Here is a 21,206-nt window from a genome sequence, read left to right as displayed (position 1 = left end):
GCAAGGGGTGCCCTTTGAGAACCATCAGGCGAACTCGCCAACCGCCAGCACAGAGACATTCGCGCCGGTCGTGATGAGCCAGCCGCCCGGTGCTTTGGCTTTGGCGTAGATCGGGATCGTGAACGGGATCACGCTGGTCAGCGTCCCGCCAGCAAAGACGGTGATCGGCGTTCCGCCCGTGCCGTCCTTGATGCTTACCGCACCCGGCGCTGTCGTGGCGGGGATCACCAGCAGGTGCTCCAGATAGTCGCCCTGCACGCCGGTCGGGCCAGCAGGGACGTTGGCCTGCGACGCGGCAATCGGGTCATAATCACGGGCTGCCATGAGTTCAGTTTCCTTGGTCCAACTGGTTTAACTTGTCCGCGAAGGACTGCGTTGTAGCTGGCGCCGCAGCGGGCGCTTTGGTTGCTGTTGCGGGCTCGCCATCGTCCGTCAGGCTGATGGGAGTTGCCCAAGGCGGCTCTTTGCCCGCCGCCCAATCCCGGCCCTTGCGGTCAGGCTCCAGCATCAGCCGGCCCGCCTCGCTGTAGGCGTAGAGATCGAGTGATTCCTGAGGTCCGTTGCGAACCCATTTCCCGTCGATCAGCACTTCGTTGAAGAACTCTTCGAATGCCTTGTCGGGCGTATCGAGAGCGAAGAAGCACTGGCCCGGCGAGCCGTCCGAGATCGCGAGGTCGTCGACCACGCTTTCCTTCAACTGGTGGACGCCCAGCATGTGCAGCGTCACTTTCGGCTCAAGCGGCTTGCCGTCATTGTCTCGGCTGATCGTCGTTGGCGTCACCGGCAGAGGCGGTGCCTTCGCGGTGGTAGCGCCCTTGATGCAGCGCACCTTGCGCCATGATCCCCAACGCTTGCGATCCATGCGCCGGGCGAACTCGTAAGCCTTCCATGTCACGTTGCCGTCCGAAGCATCGATCACCGTCAGCGCGACCGGCATCGCCTTGGCCGGATCACCCTGCATCGGTAGCAGGCGGTCGATCACCTGACTTTCCAAAACGGTCCAGTCGTCCTGAACTTTGCTCGGCGTGATGTCGCGCATGATACCATCGCCGTGTTCGCGCTGCCGGATCGTGAAGCGGTCCAGAAGCCATGAGCGGCGTTGCAGGTCGAACCCGCGCAGCAGCACGTCGAACTTGCCGCCGCCTACGTCGACCGAAGCGACGATGAACTTCACGCCAGCAGGAACCTCGCCCATGCGGTAGCGTACCGGCTCCTCATTTGCGGCAAGATCCTTGGTCCGCGACTTGAGGAAGCGCGCATCCAGCCCGGCCGCATCGCCCGCACCTTCAAACACCTCGCCGAACGTGCGGACCATAACCTGCTTGAGCTTGTCGCTCTTGCCGGTGCGTTCCTTGTGTTCGATCGCGCCTTCCAGTTCGCGTGCCAGTTCGCCCATGCCGACTTGCGGGGCCATCAGGACATGAATCCAGAAGCCCCAGGTCCGGTTTGCATCAGGTTCGCCGATGATCCCGGCCTTGATGTCGAGTTCCTGCCCTTTGTGCATGTAGGCACCCTTGGCGACCATTTCTCGCCGCTCGTCTTCGTCAAGGCAGGCGCCGCAGTGTGGGCAACCCATTGCCGCAGTTCGCTCCGCAAGCGAAAGGCGCTGGTCGACCGGCGTGCCTTCCGGGGCCTTGGTGTAGGACAGGCGAAAGCGCGGGACTTCCTGCCAGTATTTCGTCGGGTAGGGCGATGCGAACCCGTCACAGTGCGGGCATTGCATCACGAAAATGCCCTGCGTCGACAGTACCCAGCCTGCCGAAATCCCGCCGCTCCAGCCGATGTCGGGGTGCGCGCAGGCATAAATCTTGCGGTCGTTGCCCAGCATTCGCTGGCGCTGCCGGCCTTGCTCAAGGAAGTTTGAGCGATAGTCCCGGCTGTAGCTGTCCGGTTCGTCGAAGACGATGAACGCGCCTTGCCGGTTGGTCGTGGTCTTTGCCGACATGACCATCAGTTCGAAGGTCTGCCCGGCCACCCGTTTGCGGGTCTTGTTGTTGTCGCTCTTACCCCCGCCGATGCGCGAGGCGATGGCCGTGTGGTCTTCGAACAGCGGTGCCAATATGCGGTCAGCGTAGGACCGAACTTCCTCTGGCCCCGCCAAGTACCACATGATGTCGCCGGTCGGCCCGCTGTCGAGCCGCTTCATTGCGTGGTTCTCAGCAACCGCCGTGCCGCCGCAGCGGCCCGGCTTTGGTACGACGACTTCCAGAATTTCCGGGTCGTCCAGCGCCGCCATGATCGGGGCGAGGTACGGCGTCAGGTCCAGTGACCAGTGGGTTCGCGTGTCATCCGGCTTGCGGATGATCCGGTGTTTCAGCGACCAGTCGAGGGTTGTGATTGATTCACGGGGCAGCAGCCGGTCGGTGAACTTGGCGGCTATCGCGGCTGGGCTTTGGCAGAAGGCGTGGTTCGCGAGCAGGTCAGCCCGCTCTGCCAGTTCCCCCCTGCTCAGAACGCGCACCACAATCTCCGATGAATTTCTGCGCCAGTGCGTGAACCGCCGTCGCCAGAGAGCGTAGATGCTCGTCCAGCGCCTTGCGTACCGCGACTGGCAGGTTGCCGTTCGGATCGACCTTCGTTCGAGTGCCAAGGATGCCGCTCACCACGGCTTCGTTGTAGCCCGCGATGAAGTCCGAAACTTGGTGGGCCGGGATGAAATACCCCTGCTTTTCCTGCGCCGCAGTGACTGCCAGCGTCAGGTTCACCAGATCCTTCGTCTCGGCGAGGCTCGGCGCCGCCTCATCTGGCGACATCGTGACACCGACCGCCTTGGTCAGTTTAGCGCTCTTGACCGCCTGTTGCTTGACCCGCTTTGCGAAGTGGTTGGTCAGGAAGGCGTGGACCTTGCGCGGATCGAACTTCCATTCGACCCCGTTGCCGCCGCGCTCGAACGCGCCGCTAGCCTCAAATCCCTCAATGTCGCCGCACCAATCGCGCAGCGCCGGCCAGCGCACGCCGAGCATTTCAGCCATAGGCATCGAGGATAGCAATTCGCCGCGCTTCAGTTTGGCGATGCGGGGCTTGGCCGTCGCCAGCCGGCGAAGGTGAACCTCGATGTTGGAGGCGGCTCGGGCCATCAGTTAGCCGATGATTTGGGGGAAGTTCGAGGGGTCCGTTCGCCGGGCCCAACTCGAAGTAATGCGTGGGGATATGATTCGCTAACACACATCTGTCAAACCATTTCTCTTCCAGTCGGGGTCCATTGCTTCCAGTTGGGTAAAAACCGCTTCGGCTGACGCCCGAAGGCGGGCCCAAGGATTTCGCCCGGAAGGGGCAATTCTTCGCGCCCTGTCGACCGGAAGGTTATCAAGAACTACCAGCTCGAAGAATTTCAGGAACCGGGCGGGGATTGCTGATCGTGCGGCGCGGTATTGCGTCTGAGCCTTCATCTGGAGTTCTGCGAAGATGATCCCGTAGTTGGGGCCACCGTACACTTCTGTCGAAAGGTCGACCGACCGCAGCCGCCCCTCCAAACCAGTGCGCTCATACTGCTCTTGATACCACTCGCAGGCAAGAAACTGGTCATCGGTGATCTTGCCCATCCGGTGCGCCTTCATCACCTGCCCGATCCGCACCCGCCGCCGTGTCGTCACCACCTGCACGTTCTGCCCCTCGGTCTTCACGGTGTAGTTCACGGCCTCGCCCTGGCGCTCCCATTCCTCGGTGGGCGGCACGGCAAGATCCGCGAGGTTGACGGAAACCCCCTCGCGGATCTTGAGTTCGGCGGATTGACGGTCAGCCTCGCGGGACAGGTCGGCGCGCATGGCTGCCGCAAGCGAGCGTTCGCGGCCGGTCTGCGCTGCGGCGCGGGCGTGGTGAGCGGCCAAGCGGGCCTCTGGTGATAGTCGCTCGGTCATCATTCCCCCCTTGGCCCGTAGAGCCGTGTCGCAATTGCCCGGACCAGATCGCGGTCCAGCGGATCGAGCCGCCTCACGCTGTCGGCCAGCAGGACGACCGAGCCATCCTCATGCCACTTGCGCGCCGCCAACCGGCTTGGCCCGTTTTCGTCGGCGTCGCGCATCCCCGGCGCGTGGCGGGTCAGGCTGGTGCGGCTGTAGTCGCTCATGCCGGAACCATCGCGTTGACGACTTCCAACATGATCAGCAGGCAGCCGGTCGGCGGCGCATCGGCGCGGCGCTGGTTGCAGTTCTCGTGGGTCAAAACGATGTTCCTGTGACTGCGGCCGCCGCGAGCGCGAGGCTGGACATGCTCGAAAGTGGGCTTCGTGCTACCGAGCCGCTCGCCGCACAGGGCGCAGCGGTTCGCCTGAGCCAGCCGGATCAGTTCGCGTCGGCGGTTGCGAGCCTTGCGGCGCTTTACGGCGAGGCTCACGCAGCCAGCCCCCCGCGCTTCTCGATCTCGGCCCGCGTCTCATCGTCCAGCGGGGCGAACTGCCGGGCAATGTGCGTCCCGTCCTTGCAGGCCCAGAGAGTGCAGCGCTCGGTCGCGACCCGCTTGGTGAACTCGGGCAGGGCGTCGATTTGCTCCTGCGACATGCGGCGGTTTTTCAGCAGGCCGAGGTCATCGTCCATGCGGGCGTTCGCCTCGCGCCGGATCAGCACCTTCGCCGTGTCGCGCCGGTCGGTCGCCACTTCGCGGTTCGGAAAGCCAGCGAGGATGTTCAGGCACTCCGCGATGGTCGGGAACCAGTGGCACTGTTCGAGGGCTTTGGAGGTGAGGAAGGACAGGGCATCGTTCGAATACCCGCCCAGCTTCCGCTGGTAGAGCTTGAGCCGCAGCATCCCGCCCGTGTCGTCTGCCCGGCGCGGCAGGATGTCGAGGGACTTCATGCAGGCCGCAAGGTGCGCCTCGTCACAGGTCTGTTCGGCGGGCAGGGGTGAGTTCACGATTTCCCGCAGGGTCGCCATCATCCCATCGTCCAGCCTCGCCGGGAGGGTTGCCAAATTGATCGAGGCCGAGGCTGTCGTCGATGGCGCGAGTGAAGCTGTCCCGTCGATCGTAGTTTCCACGATGCCCGGCAGGAGTGCGCCCAGCGGCTTGGTGTTGGTTTCCATTTCGTGATTCCCTCATCACTCGTTCGTGGACTGTGCGGATGCGGCTGCGGAAGGTTCGGTCCCAGCCGGGGCGCTTCTCGCCGGCCTCGGTCCAGTATTCGCGGAAGTCGACGACCTCCTGCTCCAGCCGACCGGGTGGCCATTGCGTGAGCAGTTCGCCGACATCGCCAGACAGGTCAGCGGGCGACCAGTCAGCCGTCATCGCAACCTTGGATGATACCTTGGCAGGTTTCGGCTTTGGCTTGGGGGCTATGGGGGGAGTAGGAGAACCGTTAGGTTCTTCTACTATTGTTCCCTTGTTCCCTTGTTCTTTTGCTGTCCGGTGGCTGTCCGATCGCTGTCCGGTTGCCTGTCCGGTTGCCTGTCCGGGTTCAAATCCGTCGTCCTGATATTTGGCGTAATTGCAGATAGTTACGACTGATCGGCCCTGTCCGGTTGCCCGTCCGATCATCTGTTCGGTTTCGAGACGGGTCAAAAACCGCTCAACTGCGCTCGGCGACCATCCCCAAGCCTCTGCCAACTGCGCCCGAGAGGTGCAGAATTGGCCGCGCTGGAGCATCACGGTCTTACCGTTGATGTCGAACGGTGTAGGCTTCCAGCACGCCTTTGCGACCATCCAGAACCATGCCCGGAAGCGTTCGCCGTCGCGCAGTAGCGGGTGATCAAATGCCTCGCGCTGGAGGGTGATGAAGCCTGTCACCTCCACCTCCCGCAACCAACATCATCATGAACATCCTTCCGCACCCCGCACTGGAAGCAGGGATCGCGGTCGACCATCAGGTGTTGCGCTTCATGGTAGATCACGGCCTCTGACTGCCGCACCGGAATGAGCCGCTTGGTGGGCGGAATAATGCCCTGTGCGCGCCTGCGAGGCCGCAGCATGTCCCTGACGTAGCCCTCGGTCAGATTGAGCTTCTGAGCTATGTCAGCGTCCGTCAGGCGCTTCTCTTCGGCAAACCAGATAATTGCCTCGCGTGTCGCGGCGGCGCTTCGGGGCGTCATGCCATTGCCCTCGCCGTGAGGATCGAAAGCGCGAGGCCACGGCTGCCGGCGATCATGTCGTAGGTAGCGCGATTCTCGAATGGATCGCGGCCATATTCATCGACCAGAAAGCGATGCTCAGCACAGTCGATCAGTTGGTAGGTCGGCCTCTTTCCTTTGCGCGGGCGCTTCCTGCATGTGGTCGGGGGCGCTGGGCGCTGAATGACATCCGGGCGGTGCCGAGCCTCTATGACAACAGGCGCGGCGGGGATCGACCAGACCTTGCCGCAATCCCGCTCGGGGATTGCAGGTGAAATACCATGTTCAACCAGCATCGCCTCTGCCGAGAATGGTTTGATCGGGTCGGTGATCAGCAGGCTCTCGACGAAGGCGCGATATTCCAGGTTGGTCGCCATGCGCTCAGGAACGGCGGTCATCGCGTGGATCGCTGTCGTATGGTCTGCCCGACCGACGAATTTCGCGATCCGGGGGAAGGACATCTTTGTCCGCGTGCGAAGCGCAAACATGATGGCCTGCCGTGTCTGGGCAACGGAGGTTATCCGCGTGCTTGAGCGCAGCGTCTCGGGATAGAACCCTGTGGTAGCGCAGGCGCGGAACAGGATTCCTTCGGAGATAGGGAGGCGGCTCACTTCGCGGCTCCCATCAGCGGGGCGCGGAGGGTTTCTTCGAGTAGCCAGGGCGGCGTGATGCCGCTCACCAGCAGCCCATAGGTCAGGATGCCGATGGCGTCGCCTTCATCATCCTTGCGCGGGCTCAAGCCAAGCTGCCGGCACCGCTCCATCGTGAGGGCTTTCAGTTCACCCCGCGCGCTTGCCCGCTGATCGCCAGCCTTCTTCGCCCGGCGCGCATTGGCCTTGGCTTCGTTGCTGCTGATCTTGCCGATGAAATCACCGCGCCAGCTCGAAATGTTGAACTCCTGAAACCGGCGCACGCCGAGCGCATGGGCAAACGATTCCGCATGGGCTGACAGGCCAGACGCGAGGCGCAGCGTGTTGATCGTGGTGCCGCCCTGCAATTGCGCGGGGTTGATCGGCTCTTCGGCGAAGAGGTATTCGATCGGGCAGATGACGGTGTGCAGGTCCATCATGTTCTGATGGAGCTTGGCAAAGACGCCGCCGCGCGAGGTGTAATCGGAGCCGAGAACCCAATGTCCGTAGCGCGGCTTTTCCCAGCCCTCGGACCATGCAGCCCAGCCGGTTGATGTTTTGGAGAGGTCGAGTGCGAGATAGCCCATTATGCTGCCCTCACTGCCAGAGGGAGCGCCATCACCCCGAAGCCCTGCATTGCTGCCCGGTGAAGCGCGGCGACGGCGTAATTCCCAGCCGCCATAAGCGCGGTGCCATTGGAAGGGCTGATCCCCGGCGAGCCATCGGGCCGGTTGAACTTGATCTTGCGGGTGAACAGGATGGCCTGCGCCTTCGTGGCGGCATCCTGAAACCAAGGGGCCGAAGTCCGATCAGGCGTAAGGGCGATGCCGTGACCATGCTCGAAGAACTTGTCGAGCCAAGGCAGGATGGCATTGCGGCCACCGAACGGCGGGTTCATCCAGACGAAGCCAGTCCAGCGCTGCGACAAGCCTTCGCCGGAAAGAGCGACGGGCGCAGGGACGCAGTATGCTGGGGCATTCGCATCACCCGCTACGTCAAGATCGAACTGGCAGCCGAGCGCATCGAAGACGAGCTGCGGTGTGTACCACTCGTCGGATTTACCGGACGATTCCCAATATCCCACTTCAACCCTCACTCACATTCGTCATCCTCGGCCCGGAGCGGGGGAATGCGCCGGGCTCCGGGGACGAATGCTGATCAGTCGTCCTGCCCGTCCTGAGACGGGGTTTCGTTGGCGGCGTTCATGGCCGCGATGGCGGCAGCGCCAGTTCCGGCTTCCGGCTCCCCACGCCCTTCCTGCTGGGCCAGTTCTTCGTCGGTCGCTTCATCGAACTCAGCAGCGTCCGAGAGATCAGTTTCCGTTCCATCCGATTCCGGTCCGGCAGGGATGGTCACGAGCTTCGGGCGGGCGTAGCCATCAGGCTTGCCCTGCATGGCATCGACCATATCCACCGGCATCGGCTCGATACCATGCTCGCGCAGGACGCCGTTGAAGCAGCGCAGGTAGTCATCGCGCTTGGCGTCTTCCATTTCGACGACCTTGAGGGCCGCCTTCATCGCGCCGGGCTGGATGCCGCAGACCTTCTTGACCGTTTTGAACGCGGTCGAGATTTCCTGCATGAACTCGCTCGCCTTGGAGCGGGCGGGCTTGATGTCGTTGATGTAGAGGCTCTTGGCGTGCGCGAAGTCTTTCGCCTTTACCTCGCCACCATCATCATCCTTGGGTTTGCGTGCAGGTCTTGCCATTGTCTTTTCCTTTCCTGATGAAACTGATCGGAGGGGGATTAAACCGCCCGGTTTGGTGTGGCCTTGGAGTTAGGCCCCGGTTCAGATCGGCTCGCGCGGGTATGTACCCAGACCCGATCCCCCCATTTTCGCGGCCGTCCCGCGCCTGAGATTAGGTTGTTGCGGCTGCCTTTTTGCGGGTGCGCTTGGCCTTGACCGGAGCGACCACCTGAGCGCGCGTCCGCATGGTCAGGCTCGGCATGGCAGCGATGGTCTTCGCCACGGCGCTCTTGCGGGCAGCCTTGCGCTTGGCGTTCGATGCCTTGGCCCCGGCGCTGGCGATGCGCTTGAGGTGGGCGTTGCGGGCGTCGCGTTCGGCGTGAAAGCCGAGAACCTGACTGCGAAGGTCGCTGATCGCCATGTCGCGGGTGTTGCAGCCGGTCTTCCATCGTTCGGCGCGGGCGCGCTCGATCTTGTAAACGGCGACGAAATACGCGGTCGAGAGCGCAAAGCTGCCCGCAACGATCGGGGATAGGTCAATCATTTGAGTTCTCCTGCTGGAGTTTCGCCGCCTTGAGTTCGAGGGCATCCCCTTCGTCGGCGGTGATCTCGACGCCGCCGGGGCTGTCGGGATGGCGAGCGCGCGCATGGTTCATCGCGTAATCGAGGCAGAGCGCGGCAAGGGTGTCGTGGTCGAGGCTTTCGTGAGCCGCGATGATCAACCGACCGGGCGGCATCAGCAGGCTCAGGAGATCGTCGGGAATCGCGCCGACAAGGCAGTAAAGCGCAGACATCGGCATCATCGCCGGTTCGCGCCCACCCTCGGCGGGGAAGTAGGAAAGCAGGGTGGGATAGGGGATTCTGCTGTCGAACTGGACCTGCTTGAGATGGATGCCGCGGCGATCAAGTTCGCGGCGGATCGCGAGTTGCTGGCGTTTTACGATCGTAGAACTGTCAGACATGATCCTGTGGCGCTCCCTCGGTAGAAGGGCTGCCATGAACAGGAGCATCAGCAACGGACGGAGGCACAAAACCATTGGTCCAGACGCCATCAGCGATCTTGCGATACGGCGCATAGGACAGGGCACTGGCCCATGCCCCGGCGTCGGAGCCATCGTCGATGAACACGGTAAGGTGGGCCGGGTCGCTGAACTCGCGGTCAGCGCCCGGCCCGGAGCGCGCAAGGGGGTCGATGTCTTGCGCGGTCATGCTGCTGCGACCGAAGAATTGCGCGGGCGCACGGTATTCATCAGCCAGTCGCTCGTGATAGATTGGCCATCAGCGTCGAGAACACCCTTTGCGGACGCACCTTCAATCACAGCCGGCCAATATTCGACCGGAATGCGGTTGCCGATCTTCCACTGGCCCACGCGAACCGGCGTGCAATCAGGGATGATCTCGGAGACGATCTTGTTTCCGCCAAGCCCGTCGATGAGCGACTTATGATCTGTGATAGGTTCCATAGCGATGGGTTAGCAGACGCTAGATTATCTAGCAATAGGATTTCTATTGCGGCGATGCAGTATGGTCTAGGCATGGATGGCGATGATCTTTCTACCCCCGGACAAAGATTGCGCTGGGCGCGAACCAGGGCGGGCCACGGCACAGCAAAGAGCGCAGCAAAAGCGGCGAGGGTCGGTGAGGTCAGTTTTCGCGCCTACGAAAACGATCAACATGGGTTCTCGAAATACGGAACCGCATTCGCGCGAGCGTTCGGTGTGTCAGTCGAATGGTTGCTTGAGGGCGGGCCTATGCCGGATGGGCCGCCGCCCAAAGTCGGAGAGCTGGGCACGCCGGAAGAACTTGCGGGCCAATACGGGATCGAGTTGGTCCGCAAGGTCGACATCACCTATGCGATGGGCGATGGCTCGGTGGCCGAAGACTATCCCGAAACGGATTTTCTTCCGTTCAGTTTGAACTTCCTTCGCGGCCTCACGCGGGCGACAACGGACAAGCTGTTTATCGCTACAGGCATCGGTGACAGTATGGAGCCGACCTTGCGGCGCGATGACTTGGTGATGATCGATGGATCTCAAAGCAGGGTGGCGCTTCAGGACCATGTTTGGGCAGTGTCCTATGCTGGCACTGGCATGATCAAGCGGGTTAGGCGCCTCAGCGGAGGGCGGGTGCAATTGCTCAGCGACAATCCCAGCGTTCCGCCGCTTGATGCTGATGAGGAAGAAATCTACATCGTCGGCAAGGTCGTTTGGTCAGCAAGGGTAATGTGATGCTCGCTTCATCTCTGGCGCTGCTCGCCGTATTCACCACCAAGATTCAGCGCGACATGATCACTGATGAAGTGACCTATGTGGCCGCTTTGGATGCAGGGCAGGGCCGATCGCTTGTAGTTGCGTGCGGAGCCCAGACAGGCGGTCGCCAGCTCATTAATTTTCGGCCCGGAGACACGCTTTCAGATAGGCGGGGTGGCATCCTCTTGCCATTCTACAATCGGGTTAGGTTCGATGCTGACCCAGCAATCGAAATGATCGTTGCGTACAAGAACGATACCATAATGATTCAAGGCACTGAGGCCGTGACCTTCACTAAGCGCCTGCAATCAGCATCCCGAGTGACATTCGAATATACAAACTACCGGGGTCAGGTTCAGCAGATGAGCCTCGACCTTGATGCGACAGACGAATCGATCCCGTGGATCGTTACGCAGTGCGTGGCTAAAAAATGATACGATAGAAAAGCTATTGACCCGATAGATTATCTAGCATAGGCAAGTCTCCAGCACACCGCTGGAGGCTCACTTGTCCGCACCCGATCTACTCGAACGCCACCGCTACACATGGGCCACCGTTCCCGGCATTGAGCCAGTTGACGGCTGGACGCTGCTGGTTCGCGACTTTCAGGACGATGAGCGGTTCTGGTACGCGGAATATATCGCGGTTCGCGGCCAGTTCGAGCGCAGCCTTCACACCAGCCGGTTCCGCTTCACCCCCACGCAAGAGCGCTTCGCGTTCCTGATCGCCAATCCGCAGCGCGCCTTTGTTGGCCGTTCGGGCGTGCTTGGAAGTTGGGATGACGCCAGCATTGACGCGGCCATCGCGGCTGAGGCGGTGCTGGCGTGACGCACCCGTCCTACCTCTCGAAAATCGAAGCCCTCTGGCACTCGACGGCCGGCGTGATGAGTTACCACCGCGCCGACGATAGCGGCAAGGAATGGAGCCACGCCACAAAGCTGCTCCCACTGCTGCTCGAACTGGAGCGGCAAATCAAATCCTACGGCGGCGAGCGTCCGGATGGGTCGAAGTACCTGATCGGCAAGACTGACCGTATCGAATGGGAGGCGGGCCAGTGAACCACCCGACAAGCCACATCGGCCTGCCGCGCATGGCGGCTTTCCTCGCCGGCAAGGGCATCGCCGCCGCTTGGCGCTGGTCAATCCGCAATTGGGATGAATTGCTCCTGCGTGCCGCGATGGTGGGCAGTGCGGCGGCGTGTCTCTTCGCTTTGGGAGCCATCTGATGCGCCTCATTCACCAGACCAGCAGTCGCACCGCAGCGCCTATGTACGGGCATCGTGGGTACATCGGTCAGGGTAGTGCTGTCACCGGGCAGGTTACGCCCGGCCTGATCGAACGGGTGCGCGCTGAGAAGGCGCGCCGGGCGTTTTATGCTGCCTCTGAGTGTGACCGGCTGCCGATGGGGCTGGGGCGGTGATGCAGGCCGTGGCCGCTCTCTATGTCCAGACAGGCGGAGCCTACTTCAATCTCCCCGGCGTGGAACCGTGGGATGAAGTGCGCGACGCCCGCAAATATGATGGCCCGTGGCCGGTAGTGGCGCACCCGCCCTGCCAGCGTTGGGGCAAGATGTGGTTCGGCCAACCTCTCGCTGTGAAGTTGACCGGCGAACGCAAGATCAAGGGCGATGATGACGGCTGCTTTGAAGCCGCGCTGGCCTCAGCTCGCAAGTGGGGCGGCTTGATTGAACACCCTTGGGGCAGCCATGCCTGGCCGCACTTTGGCTTGAATGTCCCGCCGCGCGAAGGTGGCTGGGTCAACGCCGACTTTCAGGGTGGCTGGACCTGCTGTGTCGAGCAACGTGCCTACGGGCACTATGCGCGCAAGCCGACATTGCTGCTGGTTTACGGTGTTTCACTGACTGACCTCGAAAGCCTCGTCTGGGGTAAAACTGAGCCTCAATTCGATCCCGCTGTTGTGGCTCGCATGGGCCTCGCGCGGGCCAAGCGCTTGGGTGAAGTCGGCGCAAGAGGCGGCGGGACAGACAGCAGCCCGCGCATCGGCACCCCCCCCCGCTTCCGCGAACTTCTTCTCTCGATCGCGCGGATGGCAAGCGTGAGTATCGCAGCATGACCTTCGCCGACTGGAACAACCGCATCATGGCCCGCCTCGCGTTCGACATGATCGAGGCTGGCGTGACGCCGCGGCAAATCGCTGAGGCCCGCGAGGATCGGGAGATTATTGAGGCTGCGATTGGTGAGTATTGCATCACGGTTCCACCTAAAATGTCTGCGATTGAGGATGCTGTGCGCCCGGTTCTGCGGGTTGTTGCGGGGAGGGATGTGCTGTGACCCGCAGCGCCACCCCATACGCCTCGCGCGACGCCCACCAGGTCAACGTCGCCGGCTCCACCTCGATCGCCGAGCCCGTCGCTGGTTTCTATCGCTGCCGCCTCCGCTCAGGCAGCGTGATTGGCGGCGTGCGGCTCTGGTTTGGCCAGCCTGCGGACCCGGTGACTGGCGAACTGCTGGACCGCTCGCTTCGTTGGCAGGCTGAGTTCGATGGTGAGCCCGTCGAGTTTGATCGCGTCTGGCCGACCTGCGCCGGCAGCCCAATCTCCGAAACCGAATACCGCGCGCTTGTCGCCCGCCGCGAGTGGGCAAAGCAGCACGCGCCGGGGAGCGCCTACGCCCAGCCGGGCAAGCGCATCGACCTGCTTTCAACCTCGAATCCTATGCCCTTCTAAGGAGAACTGCCGTGCCTATTGCCCAGCCAAAGACCGTCGAACCCGATCTCGGCGAGAACCCCGCCAGCAACCCGCGCGCCGTCATCGGAGCAAACGAGCCTCCTCTTGAAGAGCGCATCGCAATGGAGTTCCGCGACGCGCTGCTGGATCATCGGGATGACTTCATCGTTCGCATGGATAGCGCAATCGAAGCCGTCAGCCGCGCCATTGTGACCACCGAAGACGGCAAGCTCCAGCTTGTGTCCGAAGACGAAGAAACGCTCGGCAAGGCCGGTGATCTCGACAAGATCCTGCGCGCTTGTGACGGCCATATATCCGACACGCACAAGACGGTGAAGCAGCCCTATCTCGACGGAGGCCGCGCGGTCGATGCCGAGAAGAACCGGCTGGTCCATCCGATCACCGAAGCGCGCAGCAAACTCCGCGACGGTATGAACGCCTTCATGGCGAAGCGTGAAGCCGCGCGCCGCGCCGAGGAAGCCCGCATCGCCGCCGAGCAGCGCGCCGCTCAGGAACGCGCTCAGGCCGCCGAGGCTGAACGCCGCCGCGCCGAGCAGGAAGCCATTCGCGCAGCCGAGGCTATCGAACAGGCGAAGCGCGATGGTGATGCCGAAGCATTGGAAGCAGCTCGCCTCGCCGAACAGAACGCCGCGGCTGATGCCCGCGCTGCTGAACGCCGCATGGAAAACGAGACGTTCGCCGCCGCCCAGACCGCAACGCAGGCAGGGCCGGTGCGCTCCGATGCTGGCACAACGATCTCGGGCAAGGCGGTCTGGAACAGCGCCGTGGAAGACTACGCCAAGGCCATGCGCGCGGTGAAATCGGACCCGAAGGTCAAGGAAGCAATCGACGCCGCCGTGGCCCGCCTTGTGCGCGCCGGCACCCGCGAGATCACCGGGGTTCGCATCTGGTCGACCGTGCAGGCCGTGGCCCGCTGAACAATCTGAAAAGGAGAATACCAATGACCGCACGATCCCTCGCCATCGCGGCTGAAAACCGCGAAATCGACGCCAGCACGGCCCGCGCGGTCGCTGCCGCCAGCAAGCCGCGCAATGCGCTGGAAGCTATGGCCCAGCGCCTGCAAATCCAGCCCGCCAACCTCAAGGCGACGTTGATGAACACGGCGTTCTCGACCTGCCAGAATGAATCTCAGTTCATGGCGCTGGTCGTGGTCGCCAACGAATACGGCCTGAACCCGCTGCTCAAGGAAATCTACGCCTTCCCGGCCAAGGGGCAGGGCATCGTGCCGATGGTTTCGATTGACGGCTGGATCAGGATTATGAACGAGCATCCGGCGTTCGACGGCATCGAGTTCGAATACACGCCCGACGCGAAGGGCGGCATCGAGGCGATTGAGGCCATCATCTACCGCAAGGATCGCACCCACCCGATCAAGGTCATCGAGTATCTTGAGGAATGCAAACGAAACACCGATCCGTGGAACAAGTCGCCGCGCCGGATGCTGCGTCACCGCGCGCTTATGCAGGGCGCTCGTGTCGCGTTCGGCTTCTCTGGCATTGCGGTTGAGGGCGAAGACGACATCGACGGCGGTTATATCCAGAGCGAGGCGGTTCCTTCACTCCCAACCCGCCAAGCCCTCGCTGAAGAACTGAACGACAGCATCCCAGCCTTCGACGCCGAAACCGGCGAGGTCGCCCGCGATCCGGCCACCGGCATGAGCGAGGTCGACGAGGAAACCGCCCGCGCGCTCGACGCCAACGATGGCACCCTGTCCGACGAGAACCCCACCGCAGCCGAAGGGCCGGCGGATGAGCAGCGCGGCGAGGCGACCGAAGAACTCACGGCAGCCCAGATCAAGTTCGGCGAACTGATGGACGCCCTGCGCGGAGCCAATGGCAACGGCGCAATCAACAAGGTCGAGAGCGAGTATTTGAAGCATTGCGTAGCATTCCCGAAGGAAGCGGCTGATCAGTTTGAGGCGCTGCTGCAAAGCAAGCGCCAGGGCGGGGAGGCGGGCCAGTGAAAACCACCGCCGCCACCCTCTGCGAGATCATCGAAGGCCACCTCGGCTGCGATCCGGTCAAGCCGGTCGACATTGCCGATGCGGATTTCATTGAAACGCTCAGCATGGATCACCTCGATTTCGTCGAGATCATCATGCTCGTCGAAGAGACGTTCAACGTCGAAATCCTTGACGATGAAGTCGAGCGGTTCCGTCCGAACAGCTTTGGCACAACCCGTCCGCTGTCGGAACTGGTCGCGCTGATCGACGCCAAGAAGATGGATCAGGCGGCATGAGTGTCGGAACTCATTTATCGGAACAAATCAGCCATCGCGACTGGCTGATTGGCATGGCGCTTTCCGGCATCGCAAGCGTTAAGCCGCCGCCATACGAAAGCGGTTCGGCTCCCGACTTCACGGCATATGCGGCGCAGCAGGTCAGCCTGGCGGCTGCAATCGCTGATGCCGCGCTGGCTGAACGGAAGCCGAAATGATCCACCCGCCGCAGCCCCGCCTGACATACTCCGAAGCCGAGCGCGTCGGGCTGGCGCTGCGGCGCATGTGGAAAGGCTTGTCGGGGAAGAAGAAGACCCCGCGCATGTCCGAAGAACAGTGGGCCGACATGGTGCAATTCGTACTGCGGCACGCTGGCGATGAAGTCGCGGCGCGGGAAGGGGACCAGTGACATGGCCTATCACCCAAACGCCGGGAGCCTGCCCAGCGCCTGCGTCATCGCCGACGATCAAGGCAACGTCACCGGCTACCGAAAGGTCCATGTCCGCTGCTTTGGCGGCTTCGACAGCCGCAAGGCCGGGCATGATCCTTGGCCCTCGCATACCGGGCGAGCGCAGACGACCAGTTGGAAGATTTCTCGGCCGCCGCATGGGTTTGATATTTGTGAGTGGGAATTAGCATGAGCGAGACAACCGGCATCGAATGGACCGACGCCACGATCAACTTCTGGTGGGGCTGTTCCAAAGTGAGCCCCGGCTGCGATCACTGCTACGCAGAGACATGGGCGGCCCGCTTTGGCGAGAGCCTGTGGGGCGTCGGCGCACCTCGCCGCAAGATCAAGGGCGCGGTCGGGCTGCTCTACAAACTCCAGAATAGCGCCTCATGGTGGGCCGCTGATGCTGTAATCGGCAAGTTTCACCCCAACTCGGCCCGCCGCGTCTTCATCCAGTCGATGTCCGACCTGTTCGACAAGGAAGTGCCGGACGAGTGGTTTGATGAGGCGTGGAACGCAATCCGCAGTTGCGGGAGCCTTGACCTCCAGCTTGTCACGAAGCGCGTTTCCTTCGTCGAAAAGCGCCTTGCTGGTCGCCCTTGGCCCAAACACGCGCGATTGATCATCAGCATCGTCAATCAGGAAGAGGCTGATCGCGACATTCCGCGCTTGATCGAGTTGAAGCACCGGCTTGGCATTCCCTGCATCGGGCTCAGCATGGAGCCGCTGCTTGGTCGGGTAGTTCTGCGCGACGAATGGCTGGCCGAGCTTGGCTGGATCATCGTCGGCGGCGAGAGTGGTGCAAAGGCTCGTCCGATGCACCCCGACTGGGCCCGCTCACTCCGCGACCAGTGCGCGGAGGCAGGTGTGTCGTTTCTGTTCAAGCAGTGGGGCGAATGGATTCCCGCCCCTGAAATAGAAGATGCGGGCGGCGTCAGCTTCCACACTTTTGCGGACGGTACATGGGTGCAGCGCGTTGGCAAGAAAGCCGCAGGCCGCCTGCTCGACGGCGTCCAGCATGACGGGTTTCCGGCATGAGCCATCCAATCCCCTTCGAAGCCCTCGACGGCAAGGTTGGCGTCATGGGCGTTACCGGCACCGGCAAGACGTACACAGCAATAGGTTTGGTCGAACTGCTGCTTGACGCTGGCCGGCAGGTGATCATCATTGACCCGACCGGCGCGTACAATGGCCTTCGCACCGCTTTCCCGATCCCGATTTTCGGCGGCAAGTTCGGTGATGTCGAGATCGGTGAGGACAGCGGCGAGGCGGTGGCCCGCGCGATCATTGACCATGACCTCTCCGCAATCGTCGACGTTTCGCTGCTGCTCAAGCAAAGCCACGCTGCGGCTCGGCGGTTCATGGCTCCTTTTGTCGCCGTGATGAAGAACGCCCCGGCCCGCGCGCGCTATCTCGCGATGGACGAAGCGGACGAGTTCATGCCGGAGAATGCCAGCGGTTCGGTCGCGCAACTCTTCGGCGACCTGAAATGGATTGTCCGTCGCGGCCGCATCGAAGGTTGGCGAATGCTGATGGTCACGCAGCGCCCGCAGGACATTGCCAAGTCGGTTCTGACCCAGTGCGAAACGATGGTGATCCACAAGCTGACAGCCCCGCAGGACCGCAAGGCGCTGCTGGAATGGGTCAAGGGCACCGCCGACACCGCCGAGGGTAAGATCGTGCTCGACAGCCTCGCGAGGCTCGAAACCGGCGAGGCATGGGTCTGGTCGCCTCGCCACGACCTGTTGCAGCGGGTTCGGATGCCTGCGAACCGCTCCGAGGATCGCAGCAAGACGCCTGATGCTGACGATGCGCCGCACGCGCGGCTTGGGTTTCAGGCGGTGGATATGGGGGCGATTCGGGCGACGTTGGCCGCGCCGATGGTCGCCAATGAGGGGCAGGCGCTGGACCCCGCACTCAAGGCAGAACTTGAGGCACTGCGAGATGAGCGCGACGAATGGACGATTGAGCGTGCTACCGGGCAGCAGCAACTGGATGAACTTCTAGCGGTGATCGCTCGCTACCAAGAGGCCGAGCGGACCTTTTTTGGCATGATCGCCGACATTCAATGGCCGAGCGTAGCACGGGCCGATGGCTCTATGCCGTCTGAGCCTCGCATTATTCCCGGAGTTCAGGTTGTTGCCGAAAAGCCGGTTGCAACGCCCAAGACCAAAATTGCACAGCGCGAACCAAGCGAGGCTCCTGCCGGCCTCAACGCCGCCGCTCGCAAGATGGTCGAAATGCTCGATCGCATCGCCCCGGCTCGCGTTCCTTGGGGTTCGCTTGCTGCGATGATCGGCAACAAAGCCCGCGGCGGCAACTTCAATTCGGCTCGCAAGGCCATGCGGGAAAGCGGGCTGATCGTCGAGGATGGCGACACGGTGCGTAGCGCGCGACCGCCAGCAGAGGGTATGCGGCGGGATCAGGCGTTCTCGCTCTGGAGCGATGTTCTTGCCAACCCGGCACCACGCATGATGATCGCGCTGAAAGAGGAAGGCGGCCTGACCCGATCCGCTCTTGGCGCCAACCTCGGCATCGTTCCGCGGGGCGGCAACTTCAACAACGGGGTCGCACAACTGATCCGCAACGGCGTGGCGGTCGATCGCGGCGGCGTGCTGCATCTTGCTGATCCGCTGCCGGGGGAAAGCGCATGACCTGGCCCTTCGAAAACCTCACTCCGCTGTCCTACGATGTCATCCTCGCGGACCCGGCGACCAAGTTTCAGACCTTCTCGGCTGCCGGGCAGGGTAAGGGCCCCGACGCTCACTACCCGACGATGACTTGGGAAGAACTCGGCGAACTGCCCGTCTCGCAGCTCGGGCGCGGCGACACGATCCTGTTCATGTGGGCGTGCTGGCCAACCCTGCGGGAGAGCATCGCCTTGCTGGAGCAATGGGGCTTCCGCTACGTCACAGGCGGCGCGTGGCATAAGCGGACCAAGCACGGCAAGAGCGCATTCGGTTGCGGCTACGTCCTTCGCAGCGCCACCGAGCCCTATCTGATCGGCACGCTTGGCAGCCCGCTCACTTCGAACAGTGTGCGCGGCGTGATCGAGACGGAAGACCTTGATGTCATCGACGCCGAGGCCCGCGGTCACAGCCGCAAGCCGGATGAGCAGTACGATTACTGCAATCGCCTTTCGCCCCGCGCGCTGCGGTTTGTCGAGCTTTTCGCGCGGCAGGCTTATCCGGGCTGGGACGCTTGGGGCAATCAGGTGGGCAAGTTCGAGGTGCAGGCATGACTTGGAAACCCGAAGATTTCGAGGTTGCCTACTGGGGTGGCCCACATACGGTCGCCGGCTATACCTATCGCGGCCTCGGTCTGCACATAGGCATCCATCCCTCACCGAAAGGCAAGCGGCCCGCCCGCTGGATTTTGAGCCACCTCGGCACCGGACACCGCATTGCCATGATTGACGGCGACGTAGCGACCGCGTTCCCGATTGCGAGCGAGATCGCCGAGGCTGGGGACTGGGACTTCCTATCCATGCTGGGCTACAAAGACCGCTTCCCAGACGCGCCTGAGAGGCTGCGGGAGATTTGCAGCAAGCACCCCCAGCAGGTGATTTTCGCTGCGACAGTCGCGCGCGATGGTGTTGATCCTCGATCGCACGCCGTTGCCCAGCAAATTGCGGCGAACCGGCTATGACCGCGCCAGCTCGTATCACCGAGGCAGATATGACACGGGCGACCAAAGCCGTGAAAAGCGCGGGCTTCGAGCGCGCGCGCATCATCATGGATTTGGCGAACCAGAAGATCGAGGTCATCATTGGCGAGGCTGAGCCCGAATCGGGCAAGCCTAATCCCTGGAACGCCGAATGAGGTCCGCTATGCCCCGCATCCGTATGCCGCAAAATCGCTTCCTGCCGAAGTACGTCAGCGGCTTTGAGAGCCAGCATGGGCGCGAACGACTGGTTTTCCGCCGGAAGGGCGAGAAGAAGCTCTATTTCAAGGCAGCATTCGGGACCAAGGAGTTCGCCGAGGAATATGCCCGCTTCCTGACCGGGGACGAAGCCCAGCCAGTTGTTCAGGCTCCGAGACACGCGCCGGGGTCGGTCGACGATCTCGTTACCCGTTATTTCGCCGTTCCCACGCGCCTTGGCCCAAGCGAGGTGACTCAAGCTAAGGTGCGCGCTGTGATTGAGGACTTCCGCGACGCCAAAGGCACTGACGGCATCCGGCGCGGCGAGCGTATGGTGCGGGATGTCACCTTCGAGGCGATCGACAAGATCATTGCCAAGAAGTTGATCAAGACCGGGACCGGCAACAAGGCCAAGGGCGGCATTCACGCGGCCCGCAAGCTACGCAAGGAACTCGGCCGGTTGTTCAGGTTCGCAGCAAAGGTCGGCATGGTCGACCGCGACCCGATGGAGCACGTCGAGAAGATCCGGGTGCCGGTCGCTCAGCGTACCAAGGGGTTCCATTCGTGGACCGAAGACGAGATCACGCAGTACCGCGGGCGTTGGCCGGTGGGCACACGCGAGAGGCTGGCGATGGAATTGCTGCTCTGGACCGATCAGCGGCGCTCGGATGTCGTCAAGATGGGCAGGGCGCAGGTCAGGAATGGCCGCATCCCCATCGTGCAGGAGAAGACCGGCAAGACGCTCTGGATCGCTCTGGCGCCGCAACTGCTCGAAGCCATCGTTGCAATGAAGCCGGAAGACACCAGCCCGTTCTGCTTCCTGCTGACCAAGCGGGGCGGGCCGTTCAAGAAGGAGAGCTTCGGCAACTGGTTCAAACGCGCCTGCGTCGAAGCTGGCCTGAAGCACTGCACCGCCCACGGGCTGAGAAAGGCGACGCTGCGCCGCATGGCCGATCTGGAAATGGCGAACAAGCCGATGAAGTCCGTAAGCGGCCAGTCCCGCGACGATACGCTCGCGATCTATACCGAAGACGCCAATCAGGTCATGCTCGCAGACGCCGCGATCACTGCGCTTGCCAGGTGGGAAATGACCCGTGATCTAGGGGAGACAGATGATGAATACAGGTTCACTGCAAATGACTGAAAGCCTCACCTCGTCACAGGTGGGTCATTCTGGTGAGGCATTCGATGCCCTGAAACCCGCTGATTTCCGCGCCCCTGTGGAAAGGGGTGGCTCCCTGAGTAGGATTCGAACCTACGGCCACTCGATTAACAGTCGAGAGCTCTACCGCTGAGCTATCAGGGAACAAACCCGGCAACTGCGGTCAATGCCGGGGCAGGGGTGCGCCTATAGCAGCGCTGATACGTTTGG

At 62.5% G+C, this 21,206-nt stretch carries 37 protein-coding genes and 1 tRNA gene; 20 read left to right on the top strand and 18 right to left on the bottom strand.

All coding sequences use genetic code 11. From position 1 onward, the window contains the following. Positions 1 to 24 precede the first annotated feature (24 nt). The 17 genes from RMO89_RS01140 to RMO89_RS01060 all read right to left on the bottom strand — a co-directional run bounded on the left by RMO89_RS01140 (position 25) and on the right by RMO89_RS01060 (position 9,813). Positions 25 to 324 (bottom strand): hypothetical protein, encoded by a 300-nt coding sequence (locus RMO89_RS01140; RefSeq protein WP_310530710.1) that lies wholly within the window; start codon positions 322 to 324, stop codon positions 25 to 27. Positions 325 to 328: 4 nt separating this feature from the next. Continuing rightward, positions 329 to 2,461: a terminase gpA endonuclease subunit gene (locus tag RMO89_RS01135; RefSeq protein ID WP_310530708.1), complete on the bottom strand. Its 2,133-nt coding sequence runs from the start codon at positions 2,459 to 2,461 to the stop codon at positions 329 to 331. Then, a complete protein-coding gene (locus tag RMO89_RS01130; RefSeq protein WP_310530707.1) occupies positions 2,421 to 3,077 on the bottom strand; it encodes a hypothetical protein in 657 nt (218 codons plus the stop codon). Before RMO89_RS01130 ends, RMO89_RS01135 begins: the two co-directional genes overlap by 41 nt. 81 nt (positions 3,078 to 3,158) lie before the next feature. Further along, positions 3,159 to 3,857 (bottom strand): hypothetical protein, encoded by a 699-nt coding sequence (locus RMO89_RS01125; RefSeq protein WP_310530705.1) that lies wholly within the window; start codon positions 3,855 to 3,857, stop codon positions 3,159 to 3,161. Continuing rightward, positions 3,857 to 4,066 carry a hypothetical protein gene (locus RMO89_RS01120; RefSeq protein ID WP_310530704.1) on the bottom strand — a complete coding sequence of 70 codons (210 nt, stop codon included), beginning with the start codon at positions 4,064 to 4,066 and terminating at the stop codon, positions 3,857 to 3,859. Before RMO89_RS01120 ends, RMO89_RS01125 begins: the two co-directional genes overlap by 1 nt. Then, on the bottom strand, positions 4,063 to 4,332 hold the full coding sequence (locus RMO89_RS01115) for an HNH endonuclease signature motif containing protein (RefSeq protein ID WP_310530703.1): 270 nt from the start codon (positions 4,330 to 4,332) through the stop codon (positions 4,063 to 4,065). The genes RMO89_RS01120 and RMO89_RS01115 overlap by 4 nt, the downstream gene beginning before the upstream one ends. Beyond that, positions 4,329 to 4,847 (bottom strand): hypothetical protein, encoded by a 519-nt coding sequence (locus RMO89_RS01110; RefSeq protein WP_310530702.1) that lies wholly within the window; start codon positions 4,845 to 4,847, stop codon positions 4,329 to 4,331. Before RMO89_RS01110 ends, RMO89_RS01115 begins: the two co-directional genes overlap by 4 nt. Then, positions 4,813 to 5,715 (bottom strand): DnaT-like ssDNA-binding domain-containing protein, encoded by a 903-nt coding sequence (locus RMO89_RS01105; protein WP_310530701.1) that lies wholly within the window; start codon positions 5,713 to 5,715, stop codon positions 4,813 to 4,815. Before RMO89_RS01105 ends, RMO89_RS01110 begins: the two co-directional genes overlap by 35 nt. After that, positions 5,712 to 6,017 (bottom strand): hypothetical protein, encoded by a 306-nt coding sequence (locus tag RMO89_RS01100; protein WP_310530700.1) that lies wholly within the window; start codon positions 6,015 to 6,017, stop codon positions 5,712 to 5,714. The genes RMO89_RS01105 and RMO89_RS01100 overlap by 4 nt, the downstream gene beginning before the upstream one ends. After that, positions 6,014 to 6,646 carry a helix-turn-helix domain-containing protein gene (locus tag RMO89_RS01095; protein WP_310530699.1) on the bottom strand — a complete coding sequence of 211 codons (633 nt, stop codon included), beginning with the start codon at positions 6,644 to 6,646 and terminating at the stop codon, positions 6,014 to 6,016. The genes RMO89_RS01100 and RMO89_RS01095 overlap by 4 nt, the downstream gene beginning before the upstream one ends. Then, the gene (locus tag RMO89_RS01090; RefSeq protein WP_310530697.1) at positions 6,643 to 7,251 is read right to left on the bottom strand and encodes a hypothetical protein; all 609 of its coding nucleotides are present in this window, start codon (positions 7,249 to 7,251) and stop codon (positions 6,643 to 6,645) included. The genes RMO89_RS01095 and RMO89_RS01090 overlap by 4 nt, the downstream gene beginning before the upstream one ends. Beyond that, positions 7,251 to 7,748 carry a DNA N-6-adenine-methyltransferase gene (locus tag RMO89_RS01085; protein WP_310530696.1) on the bottom strand — a complete coding sequence of 166 codons (498 nt, stop codon included), beginning with the start codon at positions 7,746 to 7,748 and terminating at the stop codon, positions 7,251 to 7,253. The genes RMO89_RS01090 and RMO89_RS01085 overlap by 1 nt, the downstream gene beginning before the upstream one ends. A 74-nt stretch (positions 7,749 to 7,822) precedes the next feature. Next, positions 7,823 to 8,371, bottom strand: coding sequence for a hypothetical protein (locus RMO89_RS01080; RefSeq protein ID WP_310530695.1), 549 nt, complete (start codon positions 8,369 to 8,371; stop codon positions 7,823 to 7,825). A gap of 151 nt (positions 8,372 to 8,522) precedes the next feature. Then, positions 8,523 to 8,894, bottom strand: coding sequence for a hypothetical protein (locus tag RMO89_RS01075; RefSeq protein WP_310530694.1), 372 nt, complete (start codon positions 8,892 to 8,894; stop codon positions 8,523 to 8,525). Then, complete coding sequence (locus RMO89_RS01070) at positions 8,887 to 9,312, bottom strand: hypothetical protein (protein ID WP_310530693.1); 426 nt, start codon at positions 9,310 to 9,312, stop codon at positions 8,887 to 8,889. Before RMO89_RS01070 ends, RMO89_RS01075 begins: the two co-directional genes overlap by 8 nt. Further along, entirely contained in the window at positions 9,305 to 9,559 is a 255-nt protein-coding gene (locus tag RMO89_RS01065; RefSeq protein WP_310530691.1) for a hypothetical protein, read from the bottom strand. The genes RMO89_RS01070 and RMO89_RS01065 overlap by 8 nt, the downstream gene beginning before the upstream one ends. Next, the gene (locus RMO89_RS01060; protein ID WP_310530689.1) at positions 9,556 to 9,813 is read right to left on the bottom strand and encodes a hypothetical protein; all 258 of its coding nucleotides are present in this window, start codon (positions 9,811 to 9,813) and stop codon (positions 9,556 to 9,558) included. Before RMO89_RS01060 ends, RMO89_RS01065 begins: the two co-directional genes overlap by 4 nt. Before the next feature lie 72 nt (positions 9,814 to 9,885). Between RMO89_RS01060 and RMO89_RS01055 the strand changes: the two genes are divergently transcribed. The 20 genes from RMO89_RS01055 to RMO89_RS00960 all read left to right on the top strand — a co-directional run bounded on the left by RMO89_RS01055 (position 9,886) and on the right by RMO89_RS00960 (position 20,978). Beyond that, entirely contained in the window at positions 9,886 to 10,578 is a 693-nt protein-coding gene (locus tag RMO89_RS01055; protein WP_310530688.1) for a S24 family peptidase, read from the top strand. Then, positions 10,578 to 11,033, top strand: coding sequence for a hypothetical protein (locus RMO89_RS01050; protein WP_310530686.1), 456 nt, complete (start codon positions 10,578 to 10,580; stop codon positions 11,031 to 11,033). Before RMO89_RS01055 ends, RMO89_RS01050 begins: the two co-directional genes overlap by 1 nt. Before the next feature lie 73 nt (positions 11,034 to 11,106). Continuing rightward, positions 11,107 to 11,427, top strand: coding sequence for a hypothetical protein (locus RMO89_RS01045; protein WP_310530684.1), 321 nt, complete (start codon positions 11,107 to 11,109; stop codon positions 11,425 to 11,427). Beyond that, the gene (locus RMO89_RS01040) at positions 11,424 to 11,657 is read left to right on the top strand and encodes a hypothetical protein (protein ID WP_310530683.1); all 234 of its coding nucleotides are present in this window, start codon (positions 11,424 to 11,426) and stop codon (positions 11,655 to 11,657) included. The genes RMO89_RS01045 and RMO89_RS01040 overlap by 4 nt, the downstream gene beginning before the upstream one ends. Next, positions 11,654 to 11,824, top strand: a complete 171-nt coding sequence (locus RMO89_RS01035; RefSeq protein ID WP_310530682.1) for a hypothetical protein — start codon at positions 11,654 to 11,656, stop codon at positions 11,822 to 11,824. The genes RMO89_RS01040 and RMO89_RS01035 overlap by 4 nt, the downstream gene beginning before the upstream one ends. Then, positions 11,824 to 12,018, top strand: coding sequence for a hypothetical protein (locus RMO89_RS01030; protein WP_310530680.1), 195 nt, complete (start codon positions 11,824 to 11,826; stop codon positions 12,016 to 12,018). Before RMO89_RS01035 ends, RMO89_RS01030 begins: the two co-directional genes overlap by 1 nt. Then, positions 12,018 to 12,671: a hypothetical protein gene (locus RMO89_RS01025; RefSeq protein ID WP_310530761.1), complete on the top strand. Its 654-nt coding sequence runs from the start codon at positions 12,018 to 12,020 to the stop codon at positions 12,669 to 12,671. The genes RMO89_RS01030 and RMO89_RS01025 overlap by 1 nt, the downstream gene beginning before the upstream one ends. Next, positions 12,668 to 12,889 (top strand): hypothetical protein, encoded by a 222-nt coding sequence (locus tag RMO89_RS01020; protein WP_310530679.1) that lies wholly within the window; start codon positions 12,668 to 12,670, stop codon positions 12,887 to 12,889. The genes RMO89_RS01025 and RMO89_RS01020 overlap by 4 nt, the downstream gene beginning before the upstream one ends. Further along, the gene (locus RMO89_RS01015; protein WP_310530677.1) at positions 12,886 to 13,284 is read left to right on the top strand and encodes a hypothetical protein; all 399 of its coding nucleotides are present in this window, start codon (positions 12,886 to 12,888) and stop codon (positions 13,282 to 13,284) included. Before RMO89_RS01020 ends, RMO89_RS01015 begins: the two co-directional genes overlap by 4 nt. Positions 13,285 to 13,295: 11 nt before the next feature. Next, positions 13,296 to 14,222, top strand: coding sequence for a hypothetical protein (locus tag RMO89_RS01010; RefSeq protein ID WP_310530676.1), 927 nt, complete (start codon positions 13,296 to 13,298; stop codon positions 14,220 to 14,222). Between the two features lie 23 nt (positions 14,223 to 14,245). Beyond that, on the top strand, positions 14,246 to 15,268 hold the full coding sequence (locus tag RMO89_RS01005) for a recombinase RecT (protein ID WP_310530675.1): 1,023 nt from the start codon (positions 14,246 to 14,248) through the stop codon (positions 15,266 to 15,268). Beyond that, positions 15,265 to 15,543 (top strand): phosphopantetheine-binding protein, encoded by a 279-nt coding sequence (locus tag RMO89_RS01000; protein WP_310530673.1) that lies wholly within the window; start codon positions 15,265 to 15,267, stop codon positions 15,541 to 15,543. Before RMO89_RS01005 ends, RMO89_RS01000 begins: the two co-directional genes overlap by 4 nt. Further along, positions 15,540 to 15,740 (top strand): hypothetical protein, encoded by a 201-nt coding sequence (locus tag RMO89_RS00995; RefSeq protein ID WP_310530672.1) that lies wholly within the window; start codon positions 15,540 to 15,542, stop codon positions 15,738 to 15,740. The genes RMO89_RS01000 and RMO89_RS00995 overlap by 4 nt, the downstream gene beginning before the upstream one ends. Further along, the gene (locus tag RMO89_RS00990) at positions 15,737 to 15,931 is read left to right on the top strand and encodes a hypothetical protein (protein ID WP_310530671.1); all 195 of its coding nucleotides are present in this window, start codon (positions 15,737 to 15,739) and stop codon (positions 15,929 to 15,931) included. Before RMO89_RS00995 ends, RMO89_RS00990 begins: the two co-directional genes overlap by 4 nt. 228 nt (positions 15,932 to 16,159) lie before the next feature. Then, positions 16,160 to 17,011, top strand: coding sequence for a phage Gp37/Gp68 family protein (locus tag RMO89_RS00985; protein ID WP_310530670.1), 852 nt, complete (start codon positions 16,160 to 16,162; stop codon positions 17,009 to 17,011). Then, positions 17,008 to 18,627, top strand: coding sequence for a helicase HerA domain-containing protein (locus tag RMO89_RS00980; protein WP_310530669.1), 1,620 nt, complete (start codon positions 17,008 to 17,010; stop codon positions 18,625 to 18,627). Before RMO89_RS00985 ends, RMO89_RS00980 begins: the two co-directional genes overlap by 4 nt. Then, positions 18,624 to 19,214 carry an MT-A70 family methyltransferase gene (locus RMO89_RS00975; RefSeq protein ID WP_310530667.1) on the top strand — a complete coding sequence of 197 codons (591 nt, stop codon included), beginning with the start codon at positions 18,624 to 18,626 and terminating at the stop codon, positions 19,212 to 19,214. Before RMO89_RS00980 ends, RMO89_RS00975 begins: the two co-directional genes overlap by 4 nt. Then, positions 19,211 to 19,621, top strand: coding sequence for a hypothetical protein (locus RMO89_RS00970; protein WP_310530666.1), 411 nt, complete (start codon positions 19,211 to 19,213; stop codon positions 19,619 to 19,621). The genes RMO89_RS00975 and RMO89_RS00970 overlap by 4 nt, the downstream gene beginning before the upstream one ends. Continuing rightward, complete coding sequence (locus tag RMO89_RS00965; protein ID WP_310530664.1) at positions 19,618 to 19,794, top strand: hypothetical protein; 177 nt, start codon at positions 19,618 to 19,620, stop codon at positions 19,792 to 19,794. Before RMO89_RS00970 ends, RMO89_RS00965 begins: the two co-directional genes overlap by 4 nt. A gap of 8 nt (positions 19,795 to 19,802) precedes the next feature. After that, complete coding sequence (locus RMO89_RS00960) at positions 19,803 to 20,978, top strand: tyrosine-type recombinase/integrase (RefSeq protein ID WP_310530663.1); 1,176 nt, start codon at positions 19,803 to 19,805, stop codon at positions 20,976 to 20,978. A gap of 87 nt (positions 20,979 to 21,065) precedes the next feature. Here RMO89_RS00960 and RMO89_RS00955 read toward each other — a convergent pair. Continuing rightward, positions 21,066 to 21,140 (bottom strand) — tRNA-Asn (locus tag RMO89_RS00955). Positions 21,141 to 21,206: the final 66 nt, after the last annotated feature.

Source organism: Novosphingobium sp. (genome assembly GCF_031424035.1).
Taxonomy (GTDB): Bacteria; Pseudomonadota; Alphaproteobacteria; order Sphingomonadales; family Sphingomonadaceae; genus Novosphingobium.
Note: the sequence above shows the minus strand (reverse complement) of the source record. Positions and strands in the feature narration are given on the sequence as shown.